The organism is Pseudoalteromonas sp. T1lg24 (genome assembly GCF_002964745.1).
Taxonomy (GTDB): domain Bacteria; phylum Pseudomonadota; class Gammaproteobacteria; order Enterobacterales; family Alteromonadaceae; genus Pseudoalteromonas; species Pseudoalteromonas spongiae.
The window spans coordinates 321,516-337,186 of the sequence record NZ_PQCB01000004.1 but is presented as its reverse complement, the minus strand read 5'-3'; the positions used below and the strand labels follow the sequence as shown (position 1 = coordinate 337,186).

At 42.1% G+C, this 15,671-nt stretch carries 13 protein-coding genes; 4 read left to right on the top strand and 9 right to left on the bottom strand.

The features are described from left to right. Positions 1-124: 124 nt before the first annotated feature. The 6 genes from C2M30_RS02840 to C2M30_RS02820 form a co-directional block, all read right to left on the bottom strand. Entirely contained in the window at positions 125-2,035 is a 1,911-nt protein-coding gene (locus C2M30_RS02840; RefSeq protein WP_105170591.1) for a DNA topoisomerase III, read from the bottom strand. A 69-nt stretch (positions 2,036-2,104) separates the two neighbouring features. Beyond that, positions 2,105-2,587, bottom strand: a complete 483-nt coding sequence (locus C2M30_RS02835; protein WP_105170590.1) for a hypothetical protein — start codon at positions 2,585-2,587, stop codon at positions 2,105-2,107. Between the two features lie 9 nt (positions 2,588-2,596). Then, complete coding sequence (locus C2M30_RS21450; RefSeq protein ID WP_158683305.1) at positions 2,597-2,743, bottom strand: hypothetical protein; 147 nt, start codon at positions 2,741-2,743, stop codon at positions 2,597-2,599. 97 nt (positions 2,744-2,840) lie between these two features. Further along, positions 2,841-4,460: a PepSY-associated TM helix domain-containing protein gene (locus C2M30_RS02830; protein ID WP_105170589.1), complete on the bottom strand. Its 1,620-nt coding sequence runs from the start codon at positions 4,458-4,460 to the stop codon at positions 2,841-2,843. After that, the gene (locus C2M30_RS02825) at positions 4,457-4,783 is read right to left on the bottom strand and encodes a hypothetical protein (protein ID WP_105170588.1); all 327 of its coding nucleotides are present in this window, start codon (positions 4,781-4,783) and stop codon (positions 4,457-4,459) included. The genes C2M30_RS02830 and C2M30_RS02825 overlap by 4 nt, the downstream gene beginning before the upstream one ends. Beyond that, on the bottom strand, positions 4,780-5,046 hold the full coding sequence (locus C2M30_RS02820; RefSeq protein ID WP_105170587.1) for a hypothetical protein: 267 nt from the start codon (positions 5,044-5,046) through the stop codon (positions 4,780-4,782). Before C2M30_RS02820 ends, C2M30_RS02825 begins: the two co-directional genes overlap by 4 nt. A 122-nt stretch (positions 5,047-5,168) precedes the next feature. Here C2M30_RS02820 and C2M30_RS02815 point away from each other — a divergent pair, with 122 nt between their 5' ends. Further along, positions 5,169-7,223, top strand: a complete 2,055-nt coding sequence (locus C2M30_RS02815; protein ID WP_105170586.1) for a TonB-dependent receptor — start codon at positions 5,169-5,171, stop codon at positions 7,221-7,223. Between the two features lie 67 nt (positions 7,224-7,290). On the opposite strand, the gene C2M30_RS02810 is transcribed toward C2M30_RS02815, so the two are convergent. Both C2M30_RS02810 and pomA read right to left on the bottom strand, forming a co-directional pair. Then, entirely contained in the window at positions 7,291-8,208 is a 918-nt protein-coding gene (locus C2M30_RS02810; protein WP_010561678.1) for a flagellar motor protein MotB, read from the bottom strand. 3 nt (positions 8,209-8,211) lie between these two features. After that, a complete protein-coding gene (pomA, locus tag C2M30_RS02805) occupies positions 8,212-8,973 on the bottom strand; it encodes a flagellar motor protein PomA (protein ID WP_010561679.1) in 762 nt (253 codons plus the stop codon). A 429-nt stretch (positions 8,974-9,402) separates the two neighbouring features. On the opposite strand from pomA, the gene xseB reads away from it, so the two are divergent. The 3 genes from xseB (at position 9,403) to dxs (ending at position 12,469) form a co-directional block, all read left to right on the top strand. After that, a complete protein-coding gene (xseB, locus tag C2M30_RS02800; RefSeq protein WP_105170585.1) occupies positions 9,403-9,690 on the top strand; it encodes an exodeoxyribonuclease VII small subunit in 288 nt (95 codons plus the stop codon). After that, positions 9,677-10,534 carry a (2E,6E)-farnesyl diphosphate synthase gene (gene ispA, locus C2M30_RS02795; RefSeq protein WP_394228700.1) on the top strand — a complete coding sequence of 286 codons (858 nt, stop codon included), beginning with the start codon at positions 9,677-9,679 and terminating at the stop codon, positions 10,532-10,534. The genes xseB and ispA overlap by 14 nt, the downstream gene beginning before the upstream one ends. A 69-nt stretch (positions 10,535-10,603) precedes the next feature. Further along, positions 10,604-12,469, top strand: coding sequence for a 1-deoxy-D-xylulose-5-phosphate synthase (dxs, locus tag C2M30_RS02790; RefSeq protein ID WP_105170584.1), 1,866 nt, complete (start codon positions 10,604-10,606; stop codon positions 12,467-12,469). Positions 12,470-12,540: 71 nt separating this feature from the next. Here the strand turns inward: dxs and C2M30_RS02785 are convergent, their stop codons facing one another. Further along, entirely contained in the window at positions 12,541-15,660 is a 3,120-nt protein-coding gene (locus tag C2M30_RS02785) for a ligand-binding sensor domain-containing diguanylate cyclase (RefSeq protein WP_234004670.1), read from the bottom strand. Positions 15,661-15,671: the final 11 nt, after the last annotated feature.

The following is a 15,671-nucleotide window of genomic DNA, read 5'->3' as shown; positions in this document are numbered from 1 at the left end:
AACAATAAAAACTAATAATAACAGCATGTTACTATCAAATCGAAATTTTTAGACTTCTATCACATCCCAATTTTGGGATGACATTTAAAAAACCACATCCCAAAATTGGGATGTGGTTTTTTACTTAACAGGTTGTTTTTGCTTTGCGTTTATAGCGGCGCTTAAACGGCTTTTGTTTGGGCGGGGGTAAATTACTAAAACCAGTGACGGGTGTTTTGCTAGCCAACGCAATATGACCTTGTAGCTCATTGAGTAATGGCGTCATAAAGCTGCTGTAACTACCGTGCTTTTCAGCAATATGAGTCAGCTGCGACTCCCAAAGCGCGGTCATATCGGGCTTTGTTAGTTTTTCAGGTAATACATTGATTAAGGCTTTGCCGGTTTCGGTGGCTAATATGTGTTTACCTTGGCGCTGTAAAAAACCGCGTTTAAATAGTAATTCAATAATGCCCGCACGGGTGGCCTCGGTGCCTAAGCCGTCGGTGTCGCGCAGAATTTTTTTAATTTCAGCATCATCCACGTAGCGCGCAATTCCGGTCATGGCACTTAATAAACTGGCATCATTAAAATGCTGTGGCGGCTCAGTTTGTTTTTCAACTAAGCGCCCTTGTTGGCAGGTAAATAATTGTCCTTTTGAAAGCGCGGGTAGCGTTGCTTCGTCTTTTAATTCGCTTTTACCCATCAGCACTTTAAAGCCTAGTTGGCTTTCGCGCTTTGCTGTCGCTTTAAACTTACCGCCGGCAATTTCTACCAACACGGTTGTGTCGTGATAAATATAATCTGGGTAAAACAGTGCTAAATATTGGCGGCAAATAAGGCCGTAAATTTTTTCTTCTTCAAAGCCTAAACTCGCGCTTTTAAGCTTTTTACTAGTAGGAATAATAGCGTGGTGCGCCTCCACTTTTTTATCATTCCAGCATTTATGCTTGCGTGACGTATCGGCGTTAGCAATTAACTCACTCGCTTGCCCTTTGTTATTTTCTATAGCACTAAGCACTTGTGCTGCTTCAAAAAAGTGTTCATTTGGTAAATAGCGATTATCGGAACGTGGGTACGTAATCAGCTTGTGTTTCTCATACAAACTTTGGCAAATATCCAACACTTTTTTAGCTGGCATTTTAAATAGCTTTGCCGCATCAATCTGTAGTGCCGATAAGTTATAAGGTAACGGCGGCGCTTGCTTTTTGGTTTTTTCTTCAACAGATAACACCTGCCCTTGCAGCCCCGTAATGCGACTAATCACGTTTTCACAAAGGCCCTTATGCAACACACGACCATCTTCATCCTGATATGGCAAGCACGCCTCGCTCGGTAGCCATTTAGCTTGAAATTGCTCGCCTTGTTCTGTGATATTCTCAGCGAGTACTTCAAAAAATGGGCGACTGATAAAGTTTTCGATTTCTAAATCGCGACGTACAACTAACCCTAAAATAGGCGTTTGCACCCGGCCAACCGAGAGTACTCCGGTATAGCCGCCTTGTTTACCTTTAATGGTATAAGCACGGGTTAAATTCATGCCAATTAACCAATCAGCACGCGAGCGCGCTAACGCAGAGACAGACAGCGGTATAAAATCGCGATTTGATTTTAAATTAGCAAGCGCCTTTTTAACGGCATTTAAGTTTAGGTCGCTAATCAGTAAGCGTTCGGTACTATCAAGTTTTGTTTTTGATACTTTCGCTTCACTAATGACTTCATCCACCAGCAATTGCCCTTCTCGGTCAGGGTCGCCCGCATGCACAAGCTGGCTGGCTTGTTTTATGAGTTTTTTTAGCAAGGTGAGTTGTTTGCGGGTTTTAGCTTTCGCTTTTAATTGCCATGTGTCGGGCGCTATAGGTAAGTCGCCCAAGTTCCATTTTTTATAGCGCTCATGGTATTCATCAGGCTCGGCAAGTTCGAGCAAATGGCCTATACACCAAGAAACTACATCGCCATTGCCCACAATAATATGGCCATCCATTTTTTTATGCGGTTTTGGCAAGGCATCGGCGATAGCTCGCCCTAAAGATGGCTTTTCTGCGATATAGAGTTTCAAATCAAAATAAATAACTGTATATAATTACAGTTAACTATATCGTATTATGAAGTAAATGCTAATAAAGAATTATGCAGGTTGCGATTTTACAAAGAATTTGTTTTTTAAATAAACAAAAATTGGCATCCAGCAAAGTGCAACAATGGCTGTTTCAAACACAGGGTATATAAATTGATAGGGTGCCAGAGAGAAGTTAAAGCTGTTAAAGCCCATATCCATTGCACGAAATGCATTTAAGCAGATAATTGGAATACAAAAAAGTTGACCAAGTACTGATTGACGCCAGGAGACTTTATCTTTTAAACCTAAATAAGCAATGCAGCCCATCCATGCTAAATCATGAAGCAACCAAATAAAATAGCGATAAAGGTTTTCAGAATCCCATTCAATTAAATACGGAAAGTAAAAATTAGCGAATAGAAAAAAGAGTGCTGTGGTGCCAGCAAAAATAGCTCCTTGTTTTTGCTTTAAAGCCACAAGAAGAATAAATGCAATAATAACTAGGGAAGTATGATAGCTGCCTAATACAATAAGCAGCTCTTTAATAGGCATTAACGAATGCTATTTTTTATTTTCATCATCAGTGCCACCACCAGTGCCACCGGTACCTGGCATATAAGAAAATTTATCTACTGTTTTCATAATTATCTCCTTGTAGTTGTTTTGCCAAAAGGCATCTTTCAAATTACTGAAATTACTAAAAAACACAAGTACTTTTTCATGAAAAATTATTTCATGTTATGACAAAGGAGTGTTTGCCTATAAAACAAACACCTATTTATTCAGTCTCCATGCAAATAACTGTTTACTTTGCGATACTTGCAGCACCTTCAACGTGTAGTAGCTTTGATTTATCGAGTGACCAAATACTCTCTTTGCCACCAAAGTAAGCGCGTTTTTCGAGGCGTTGATATGCTTTAAAGTAAACAAATGCCGTTATTAATGCACATACTTCGAGCGTTATTTGCGACAATCCAGTTGCTGGCCATAAACCAATTGTGGGGATCACTAATGCAATAATCGACGTTAGCGGCACCCATAGGCACGCAACAATGCTCAATTTAATTAATACCATTGCGGCGCTCGTTGCGCCTTTGTAAAAACTTAAACACAGCGCACCAATAAAGCAGCTGTAGTAAATCCATATATACGCCGCATTAATGTTAATACTGCCAATGCTTAACCATTTGGTGGCCGCAAAACAGCTTATTACACCAAGTAATGACCCCAAACAAACACCAATAGTTAGGTTTGCCATAAAGCGAACCGACTTTGTTTGCACACCTTGCTTTTGGCGACGTTTTTCAAGCCATAACAAGTTGCCTGTGTAAAACAACAACGCACCCGCTAAGCCCATAATAAAGTAAAGCCAGCGTCCAAAATTGCCACCATAGCTGCCAAAGTGCAGAGCAAAGAACGTACTTACGGCGCTGCCCCACACACCTTGGTCGCCGTTTGCGACACTGCTGGTTTGTATTTCAAGTGTATACGGGTGCATAAAAATAAAATCGTTATTTGGTCCTCGCATAACTTGGTTTTCATTAACCAAAGAAATAGCCGCATTGGCGCGTGTACCGCTTAAACTCGACAAACGAATTTCACTCACAGAATAACCGGGGGCATATTCCTTAGCCTTATTTATGTAATCTGATAAAGTCGGTAATTCAGCCAAGGAATATTCAACCTTGCTTGGCGGATCAGATGGAAACATTGGCTTATCGCCATATACTTTTGAAAGCCCTGCATACAAAAAATCGTGAAACGCAAACACCACCACAGTGAATGCAATAATGATATGAAAAGGTAAACTCGCGATGCCTACTAAATTATGGGTGTCAAGCCAAAAGCGGCTCGCCCCTTTTTTTGTGCGCAGTGCGAAAAAGCTTTTAGTTAATGTAGGCAGTAAAAAAATCACCCCAGACACTAAGGCAACAAAATATAAAAACGCAGCGAATCCCATTATAAACTCACCGAGGATATGGTGCCCCGCTACATCGCCTAAAATACCGCCTGTTCTATGCAGCATATCAACCAGTGCCGAAAGCTCATTTACATTGGCATCTTGTGTGATTATCTCGCCATTTTGGTCAACACTGGCATTAACCACTTTGTCATCAAGCCGTAAACCGCGGCCTTGACCTTGGCTATACCATTGAAATGGCGAATAGGCCTCATCAAAACGTATGGTGAGTTCTTTTTGTGCTTGCTCGTGCTGCGCTAAAAGCTTTGGCAGTGCCGATTCAATTTTTGAAAACTCAACTTGTTCAAGCTTTACACTTGGTGGCGTGGCCCAATCATCAATGGCCATTCGAAACATGGTAATGCTGCCAGCAAAAAAGCCAATAAATAAAAACAGCCCTGCAATAATGCCCGTCCATGTATGAACGTTTTGATAAACCCTTAAAATATCACTTCTTACTTTCATAGCGTACTCCTTAGTAATACCCAAACGCTATAAACAAACACATTCGCTAGGCCTAGTTTAAGCCAAGCGACTTTGCCACTTTTAAATAAGTACACAAAGGCAATAACACACAACCAAATTGGCGTAATTAACCACATATTAAATTGCACACGCCACAATGCGCGCTCGTTTGATAAGCTTGTTGTCAGATTATCAGGGCCAAACCATGCAAAAAGTGCTACCAGCCCATAACTTAAGAAAAGCCCCAATACCACGCCCGCCAGTGTTTTTGACCACCAGTCAGGCTGAATCTTATTTTGCTGCCGACTTAGTTGTTCACTCACGTTTTATTCCCCTTTAAAAATAGCGCCATCAATGGCAAAACAATCACACACAGCATAGTCACCATCAGACCGATAAATATCGAGGCACTAACAGCGTATTTAGCTGCCATTAGCACAAAAGCAAGTAGCAACATAAGATAGGCGATTGGGCGCAATTTTTTTGTAAGCGGTTTAACACGTAGCAACTGATGTTTATTTGATAAATACAACAAGCCAACTGCAAACAACATGATTGTTGCAGGCAATACAATAAAATAACTCATTAAACGCCCCGTTAAACTAGTTTAAAAATTAAATAAATTTAAATTGATATGATAATTATTTGCATTTAGAATTCAATCCGCATTCATAATACTATTAATATCTTACAAAGGAAATCCCACAAATGCCTACAGCAAAGTCAATTGCTAGTTTTAAACTTAGTACCCTTACGTTAGTTATTTCAGCAAGTTTGTATTCCGGTTTCACCATTGCAGAAGATGAGCAAGAATTAGAATCAATCGAAAAAATTATTGTGATTGGTGAAAAAGCCGACCGCACCTTAAAAGACACTGCATCGAGTGTGTCTGTTATCACCGAAGAAACGCTGCGTTCAATACAAAACATTACGGTCAGTCAGGCGGTATCTGAAATTCCAAATGTGGTTACATTAACTGGTGCAGTGCCTGACATTCGAGGTGTATCTGGTAACGGCTCAGCAAGTGGCTTTAATGGCGTAACCGGCGGGGCTCGTGCGCGCGTTTCAACATTAATTGACGGCGTTGCCGAACCCTTTATGGCTGATTTAACGGGTGATAGTGGTATTTGGGACGTTGAACAAATTGAAGTATTTCGTGGTCCGCAATCTACCAGTAATGGCCGTAACAGCTTAGGCGGCTTAATTTACATTAAAACCAAAGATCCTAGCTACGATTGGGAAGGCGCAGCACGTGTTGGCTATCGCAACCAAGATCAATATATCGATACGTCAGTTATGGCTTCTGGTCCATTAATCGACGACCAACTTGCGTTTCGTTTTACAGGCCAGTTACTGAGCGGTGAATCGTACGATAACAGTGTAATTTATGAAAGCCACAATCCAACATTTGACTTAGATGAATTAAAAACAACACGACTAAAAGCAAAATTACTGTGGGAACCATCAGCATTAGAAGATTTTTCGGCATTGTTAACCATTTCAGATAACCGTGAAAAAGGCGATACCGGCCGTAAATATTTTAAAGCTGCTAATCCTTGGGATTATATTCCTACAGGTCAACGTTACATGGATACAGACAGCACAACGGTAAGCGCTAAGTTTGACTATAAAGCATCAAACAATATTGCATTTGATCTATTAATTGCGGGCATGGATTATCAATGGGGCTTTGATAGTTATGACCCAGACATTACGCGCCAGCAAACACTAACAACCGAAGAACAAAACCTTACTATCGATGGCAAGATGCGCTTTGGTTTAAACAATGATGCGCTTTATGGTTTTGTTGGTTTAGCCTATTTTGAGCGTGAACAAGATTATGAGAGTGTTGGCGGCTCAATTTATCATGGCCATGATGAAAGTGACTCAAAAGCCATTTATGGTGAAGTAAGTTATGTTTTTGCTGATGACTTTACCCTGATTGCAGGCGGTCGTGTGGAAAAAGAATCACAGTATCGCGATTATTTTGAGAATGAGCTATCGGTACTTGACCAAGACAACACCATTACTCTGCCAAAACTGGTACTGCAATATGCCATTTCAGATACGACAACAGCAACAGTGAGCGCGCGTAAAGGCTATAACTCAGCAGGCGGCGCACTCGATTGGTTTGCGGGTGAATACTATTATTATGATTCTGAATCGGTTAATACCTTTGAAACAGGAATTCGCTCTAGCCTAAATAATGGCAATATTAACGTAAGCGCTAACCTTTTCTACAATGACTATTCAGATTATCAAGCAACTAATTTAAAGCGCCGTATTGCAAATATCGACTCGGTCGTTACATACGGTTTAGAAGCCGAAATCAGCGCGATGGTAACGCAAGATCTTCGCTTAAACGCAGGTCTTGGCATAATGAACTCAGAAATAAAAGATGATAGCCCACAATACGAAAGCATTAATGGCAACGAACTCAGTTCGGCACCGGGCATTACAGCCAACTTAGGCGCAAGTTATTGGTTTACCGATGCCTTATCGGCCAAAGCATCCGTGTCATTTGTTGATGATTATTACGGTGAAATATCAAATACAGAAGAGCGCATCGCAGGCGATTACACGGTAGCGCGTGTCTCGCTTAACTACGAGCTTGAAAACTGGATCATCAATGCGTTTATCAATAACTTAGCTGACGAAGAAGCGGTTACGGTTTACGAACCAGCAGGTCGTCGTTTCCCTGACGGTTATGCCGCGGTTGTTGACCCACGCACATTTGGTGGCTCAATCACGTATCGCTTCTAATAAAAAATAACCATAAAAAAACCCCGCAGCTGCGGGGTTTTTTATTGAAAACGTTGGTCTTTGTGGTCTAATTTGACTGTAAATCAATTGGTGTCGATTCTTTTGCTTTACCTTGCATAATCGATATTTCAACCCGGCGGTTACGGCGACGCGACTCTTCATCAACATTCGGCTCTAACGGCCTAGTATCTGCTCGACCAATTACCACCATGCGACCTTTGTCAAACGACGGTACTTTTTGCATTTCCGTAGCTACCGCAACGGCTCGCTTAGCAGAAAGATCCCAATTATTAGTGTAAAGCTCGTTGCTTACTTGAAAATCATCGGTATGACCCGATACCGTAATTTCGCCGGGCACATCATTTAGTAATGCCGCTATTTCTTGAATAATCGGCTTAAACTGTGGCTGTAAAAATGCACTACCCGACGGAAATGAGCCATTTTCCCGAATACGGATCACAATTTGCTGACCGAGCGATTCTAATTCAATTGCGCCATCAATAATTTGTTGTTCCAGCTGCTGCGCGATTTTTTTAAGTAGCTCGTTGGTTTTTTCTTGCTGCGCTTCGCTGGCGGTTTGTTTAGAGGTACTTGCCGATTCGCCACCTCGGCGATTACCGCGTTGCTCTTGTCTGCCGCCTGCACTGTCTTCTTCACCGGCTTGAAATTCAAGCATTTGCTGAGTCATCTCAACGGTTTGCTGCTGAATTGTTTCTATCGGCGTTGGGTCGGGCTTACCTGGACGAAACTCCATCGCAATAACGCTAGTACCTTTGGGAATGTCTTTAACTTCAATCTTATTTTGTACACCAAATGCAAACTTCATCGAGCCTGCAATCTGCTTAAACTTCAGTACATCCATTTCTGAGAAAGCTAATAACAATACAAAGAAGCACATTAATAGCGACATTAAATCAGCAAAGGTGCCCATCCACGCCGGTAATCCGGGGGGCGGGCATTTACACTCTTCTGCTTCGTCCGACATCGTCTACCCCTCAGTATCCACTTGGCGTTTAGACTCTGCTAAATAGTTTTTCAAAATACCTTCGATCACTTTTGGATTTTGGCCATCTTGAATACCTAAAATAGCGTCTAAAATTAAGCGCTGATTGAGTTGCTCTTCGTCTTTGCGGTTTTCTAATTTAGCTTGAATTGGAATGGCGATTACGTTCGCAAGGAATGCACCATAAAGTGTTGTAAGTAAGGCAACCGCCATTGCTGGACCGATAGCTTTTGGGTCATCCATGTTCGATAACATGGCTACCAGACCAATCAAGGTACCAATCATGCCCATCGCAGGCGCAACATCACCCAATGCTTTAAATAATCCAGCACCAGCCTCATGACGAGTTGTGGTTAAACTAATATCTTTTTGCAATGTGGCACGCACTACATCAGCGTCATGACCATCCACTAACATATCAATGCCTTTACGCATAAAAGGGTTAGGAATATCAGCTTCTTCTAGTGCTAAAAAGCCGCCTTTACGGGCAGCGTCTGCCAGCTCTACTGATTTTTCGATAAGTTCTTCTGGCGCTTCAATTTTAAACATAAAGGCCTTACCAGCGACTTTACCTATGCCAAAAAATTGCCCCATAGTGTAGTTAGAGAGTACAACAAATAATGAACCACAAAATACAATGAGTACTGAGGGCACATCGACAAACATGCCAATATCACCACCCATGACCATTGCCATCACAATGAAACCGATTGCACCGACAATGCCTATAACCGTTGCTAAATCCACTTTGACTCCCAGTTGTAATACTTATAAACCAAGTTTGGGTTTTAAATTTGAGGCTCAATATGCTTGCGTGAAGACAAGATACCGTAACTATTATAATAATTTACTTTTATTTATCGGCAAGCGCTAGCAAAGTATTAGTAATTTATTTTGCATACATCAACTTAGCTTTCAATAAAAACACTGACATGATATCAGCCCCAGACAGAATCACCTTAATACTGCTAGATACTGATAGTAATAAAGTTTAGCTGCATTTATGACAAATTTATGCGCTCTAACCCAACCTTTAACAAATTAATTTAGCTCAAATAGGAGTAAAACAAAGCGTTAAAGCACATTCGTTAGGATATTTAGCAAGTTAAATTGAATTAGCGCGGCAATAACCATAAAATTAGCCAATTCTTTTTTACTTTGCGTGGCAGGTAACTTATGGCGAGCAAAAAGCCTGAAAATTTAAGCTTCGAAGAAGCCATTTCAGAACTTTCAACAATTGTAACTGAAATGGAACACGGTGATTTGCCTCTCGAAACAGCGTTAAAGCAATTTGAGCGTGGTATTGCCCTCGCCTCAGCTTCATCACAAAAGCTTGAGCAAGCACAACAAAAAGTGCAAATCTTGATGGGCAAAATGACAATGCCCAACTTGTGGATTTTAACCAATAGGCGTTCAATTGAATTCTGTCGACTCTATAATCTCTGCGTATTTGCCGCGCATTGAAGAAAATTTGAGTGCGCTGACCCCAGCGTCACATCACACGGATGAAAAACTCGTAGCCGCATGTCGCTACAGTTTATTAAATGGTGGAAAACGTTTACGACCGATTTTGGTTTACCTAACAGGTGAATTATTTAACGCCGACAACGCCGACCTAGACCGAATTGCATGCGCAATTGAGTGTATTCATAGCTATTCGTTAGTGCACGATGACCTGCCAGCGATGGATGATGATGAACTGCGCCGCGGCAGACCAACATGCCATATTGCCTACGATGAAGCGACTGCTATTTTAGTGGGCGATGCATTACAGTGTTTAGCATTTGAAACCATTACTGAATCACAATTCAATGGCACTACTGTTAACAACCAGCTAAAAATCGTAAACACGTTAGCAAATGCGTCTGGATTATTAGGTATGTGCGGCGGACAAGCACTTGATATTGCGGCAACCGATTCGGTAATTACCCTAACTCAACTTGAGCAAGTACATAAATTAAAAACCGGTGCACTGCTTAAATCGGCAATTAAGATGGGCGCTCTTGCCGGTAATGCCAACGAATTAGAAATTGCGGCACTAGCACGCTATGCTGAAGCAATTGGCCTTGCATTCCAAGTTCAAGACGACATTCTTGATGTTGAAGGTGATACGCACACTTTAGGTAAACCACAAGGGTCAGACATCGAAGCCAACAAAGCAACCTACCCTGCTTTACTGGGCATTGAAGGCGCGAAAGATAAAGCGCGAAATCTTGTGAACCAAGCAATTAACGCTTTGTCTGAAATAGATGCCGATACAGGTCGACTCAAAGCGATTGCAGAATATATAATTGCTAGAGATCACTGATCCCTAGTACGCCAAATAAGCGATAACAATAAATTGGCGACTCATTTTTAGGATAGAATTTAAAACATCATGACATTTGATAGTAGCAAGTATCCATTATTAAGCTTAGCGAATACGCCAGAGCAACTGCGCGAAATACCGCAGCAAAACTTGGCTGAGCTAAGCGATGAACTGAGAGAGTACTTACTTAACTCGGTATCACAAAGTAGTGGGCACCTCGCCTCAGGTCTTGGCACCGTTGAGCTAACTGTGGCGTTGCATTACGTATATAACACACCATTTGACCGTTTGATATGGGATGTTGGCCATCAGGCATATCCACATAAAATCTTAACTGGTCGCCGTGAGCAAATGCATACCATTCGCCAAAAAGATGGTTTGCACCCATTCCCTTTCCGTGAAGAAAGTGAATACGATACCTTTAGCGTAGGCCATTCAAGTACCTCAATCTCGGCGGCACTTGGTATGGCGCTGGCGTCTGAAAAAGAAGGCCAAGACCGTAAAGTCGTTGCCGTTATTGGTGATGGTGCGATTACTGCGGGTATGGCATTTGAGGCAATGAACCACGCCGGTGACTTAAATCCCGATATGCTGGTTATTCTAAACGACAACGAAATGTCGATTTCAGAAAACGTAGGTGCGCTCAACAACCACTTCGCGCGTATTCTGTCAGGTAGCTTTTATACCAACATTCGTGAAGGCGGTAAAAAACTACTATCAGGCATGCCACCGGTAAAAGAGCTGGCAAGTCGAATGGAAGAACACCTAAAAGGTATGGTGATACCAGGTACGTTTTTTGAAGAGTTAGGCTTTAACTACATAGGGCCAATTGATGGCCATGATGTTGGCATGCTAACCGACACCTTACGTAATATGCGTAACTTAAAGGGCCCGCAATTACTTCACGTTCGCACGCAAAAAGGTAAAGGCTATAAACCAGCAGAAGCAGATCCTATTGGCTACCACGGCGTACCGAAGTTTGACCCAAGCGAAACCAGCTTACCAAAGTCAAAACCAAGCGCACCTACTTTCTCAAAAGTATTCGGCGATTGGTTATGCGATATGGCCGCAAAAGACCCGAAGCTTATGGCAATTACGCCTGCGATGCGTGAAGGTTCAGGCATGGTGCGCTTTTCAAAAGAGTTCCCAAGCCAATATTATGATGCGGCAATTGCCGAACAACACGCGGTAACCTTAGGTGCGGGCTTAGCCTGTGAAGGACTTACCCCAGTTGTGGCGATTTACTCAAGCTTTTTACAACGTGGTTACGATCAACTTATCCACGATGTAGCTTTGCAAAATTTACCAGTAATGTTTGCCATCGATCGCGCTGGCGTGGTGGGTGCAGACGGTGAAACTCACCAAGGTGCATACGATTTAAGCTATATGCGCTGTATTCCAAATATGGTGATCATGGCACCAAGTGATTTAGACGAATGCCGTCAAATGCTTTACACCGGCCATCTTCATCAAGGACCAAGTGCGGTACGTTACCCTCGTGGCAGTGCAGGTGACATTATGCCAAATGATGCGATGAGCGCACTTGAAATTGGTAAAGCTAAGGTTATTCGTGAAGGTAAGGACACAGCAATTTTAAGCTTTGGTACCCTCCTTGATGAAGCAAAGCAAGTGGCTGAAGGGCTTAACGCGACGCTACTTGATATGCGTTTTGTTAAGCCACTTGACGAAACGGCAATTAAACAGCTTGCAGCTTCTCACAGCACCTTAGTTACCCTTGAAGATAACGCGCTTATGGGTGGTGCAGGCTCTGCTGTGAACGAGTTTGTTATGGCAGAAAAGTTAAACATTCCGGTACTTAACTTAGGCTTACCTGATGTGTTTATTAAACACGGTACGCAGCAAGAGATCCATCAAGAGCTTGGCCTTGACGCTGACGGTATTCAAAAGAGTATCGAAGCGTACTTAGCCAAATAGCGCATCCCTTAAGAATTCAGGTTTCAGCAACTTTCTGAAATCTGAATTCTCAATCCTCACACTTACCTATTTTATATCTCAGAAATATGCAGCTTAGCTTGCTCGGAATCTAATAACGATTCTAACTGCTGAGCAACACGTTCACTATCTTCAAATTCAAACGCATCGATATTATCTGAAAAGCTAAAGTAAGCGACACTGCCCGGTTTTTTCGCCTTTGCTTTTTGCAGTGCAATATCGGCAATTTTAATGGATGTTTCCCAGCTAATAATTTGCCCGCCTAGCAACGGTAGCGGATAAAATGCCCAACCAACCGAGCCTGTTAGTTTTGTTTTACGGCCATCAGGCATAACAAAGTTTTGCCCAGCAAGCTGATGACTAATACTGCGCGCAAACTGATGTACAGCGCTCTTTTGCATATCCCTTAGTAAAATCAAAAACTCGTCGCCACTCCAACGTACCACATAGTCGGCACCTTGTACCTGCTCTGTCAGCAAGGACGCAATTTGCTGTAAACAGTTATCGCCAGCAAACGAACCAAACACATCGTTTACGCGACTAAACTTATCCAAGTTCAAAATCAGCAGTGCCATACATTTACCCTGAATCTCAAGGCTTTCGCGGTTACTTTGGAAATGCTCGATGTCTTTCGGAAGTTGATCAAATAAGAAGCGACGGCTGCGAAGGCCTGTAAGCTCATCTGAGTGACTTACCAGTTTGAGCCTGTCATTGGCTTTATTAAGTTGCTCATTCGCAGAAATAAGCGCTTGAGTGCGCGTTTCAACTAAGCGTTCTAGTTCTTCTTGCTTACGACGCTCTTGATTGCGATAGAACAGAAACACAATATACAGGGCAAGAATAAACGACATCACAACGATTAAACGAAATACCACAGTTTCATCAAAGGCTTTTGGAATAATCAAGGTTTGTGAAATTGTATCGGCACTACTCCACTCTTGCCCGCGTCGTTTTGCTTGTAGTTCAAAAACAAATTTCCCAGCCGGTAAGTTAGCATAGTTTGCTTCTCGGCTATTGTTTGCTTCACGCCAAACCCCATCAAGACCTACAAGACGGTAGCGAAAATCAATTTCAGACGCAGTTTGGAAATTAATTGCGGTATAACCCAGTGTTAAATTTCGTTCCTCGGTTTGCAGAGTAAGGGTATCCACCTCAGGTACTGAATAGGTATTTTTCTCGCCACCGTTATCGGCCGTGACCGTTTCAATAATCGGGCGAATATCACTTTCACTAAATAACCGAATATTGGTTGGAATTTCAACCAAACCAGATTTACTTGGATACCATAAGCTCGAACCAACACGGGCAATTGCACCAAGCGCATTACCCGAACAACACTGACTGGTTTTGCCATCAAGCTGTTTGTTGTAAGGCGAGATGACTTGTTCAACTTCAAGCGAGTGAATGCCTTCTTCAAACTGTTTAAGCGGCAAGCGATAGACACCTTTGCTCGTGCTCACCCATAAATAATTCAGCGCTTGATCAAAATGCAAACTTAAAATAGGTCCGTAAGGTAAGCCATTAGATACATCTAACTGACGCCAAACGCCTTTTTCACTGCGATAAAATAAGCCATTATTTTGCGTTGCAACAAACAGCCTATTTTCAACGGGAAGAATAAAACTGATATTTGATTCAGCTAATGCGCTGCCCATGGCTAAACGCTCGATACCACGCTCACTGAAAAAATAAGCGCCGCGCGAGGTGCCTAAGTAACCTTTGCCATTTTGCTCATCGATAAAAGTAATGTATTTACTATCAAGAAACGAATTATAAACAAACGAGCGTAAACCGTTAAACGCCAAACGATATAAACCACGATCTGTGGCTAGCCAAACGCCGCCTTGCTCTGCACTCTCAATAGCAAACACGGCTGTTGCACGTAAGGTTGCGGCATCAAGTTTAAGTAATTCTTTGCCGTCGTAAACAAAGGCCCCACGGTTGGTTGCGATAAATAAACGCGAGCCCTGAAAATGTAAATCATGAACAGTCAAACCACCGAGTTTTGCCGCCGCGATTTCTACGTTAAATAAACCGCTTTCATCTAAATAACCAATACCATTTTTGGTGGCTAGCCATAAACGCTGGTCCTCTCCAAACTTTAGCGTAGTAACCGATTGATTTAAGCCTTTACTATCGCGATGACGTTTTACTTGGCTAGGGCGCGCTTGCCACAATCCTTCGGTTAAACTTGCAAGCCAAATAATGTCGTCTTGCCCTCTGAAAATATCGGAAAACCAAACCGTTTGTTCAAGGTCTGATTGTTCAATCCACTGCCAAATACCACTACTATCGCGATACAATAATCGCCCTTTAGTCGAAACCCACAATGAACCATCCGAATCGTACATAAATTTATATACTGTGGCGTTATTGGCATAGGGTAATGAAAAAGGTCTTAATTCTTGGTCAATATCAAGAAAGTAAGCGCCAACTTCAGAGGCAATAAACAAGTCCCCTTCCAGCCACGCTAAGTCGTATAATACCGATTGTGCTAAACGCTGCGGCAATGAAATACGTTCGGTAATTTCAAAGCGAATTTTACCGGTAGTTTCATTCGCTAAACTTTGTAAATGTAGTAAAAAACGGTCGTTAATAAGCCAAATACCGTCAGGCGACAGTGCCATTTTGCGCACTTCACCAATCAGTTTCACTAAGGCATTTCGTTTATTGCTAAAGTTATTATTAGTGTCACTTACGCCAAGCAGCTGAGAAATGGTGTTGAGTTTTTGGTTGGAGTAAAGGTAAAGACTGTTCGATGCAATCCAGATACGGCCGTTGTTATCTTGTGCGATATCACGTACTGGGCCGTTTAAACTAAAGCGCTCTGATGTCAACTCACTTGGGCTAAACTTTACTAGCCCGTTATCGGTGCCAATCCATAAAAAGCCGTCGTTATCGATAAGCAAACTGTTAATTGCATTGCTTGGCAAAAAATCACTGTTATTAACATTAAAGTTAGTAAAGCGATTACCGTCGAATCGGCTCAAGCCAAACTGGGAGCCAATCCACAAATAACCTTGTTGGTCTTGTACAATGTTTTTAAGTGATTGTGATGCAAGCCCGTGCTGAATATGCCACTGTTTTACCACATAGTCATCAAGCGAAGCGTATGTCGGTTTGAGTGTACTAAGCAGTACAACTGTAAATAACAATATTAAGCGAAACAGCACGGTTTATCTCA

What these genes read in the sequence shown, in the direction of transcription:
- C2M30_RS02835 (WP_105170590.1), bottom strand. Translation starts at nt 2,587, where the DNA reads ATGCCTATTAAAGAGCTGCTTATTGTATTAGGCAGCTATCATACTTCC.
- C2M30_RS02810 (WP_010561678.1), bottom strand. Translation starts at nt 8,208, where the DNA reads ATGTCGGACGAAGCAGAAGAGTGTAAATGCCCGCCCCCCGGATTACCG.
- xseB (WP_105170585.1), top strand. Translation starts at nt 9,403, where the DNA reads ATGGCGAGCAAAAAGCCTGAAAATTTAAGCTTCGAAGAAGCCATTTCA.
- C2M30_RS02815 (WP_105170586.1), top strand. Translation starts at nt 5,169, where the DNA reads ATGCCTACAGCAAAGTCAATTGCTAGTTTTAAACTTAGTACCCTTACG.
- dxs (WP_105170584.1), top strand. Translation starts at nt 10,604, where the DNA reads ATGACATTTGATAGTAGCAAGTATCCATTATTAAGCTTAGCGAATACG.
- C2M30_RS02830 (WP_105170589.1), bottom strand. Translation starts at nt 4,460, where the DNA reads ATGAAAGTAAGAAGTGATATTTTAAGGGTTTATCAAAACGTTCATACA.
- C2M30_RS02820 (WP_105170587.1), bottom strand. Translation starts at nt 5,046, where the DNA reads ATGAGTTATTTTATTGTATTGCCTGCAACAATCATGTTGTTTGCAGTT.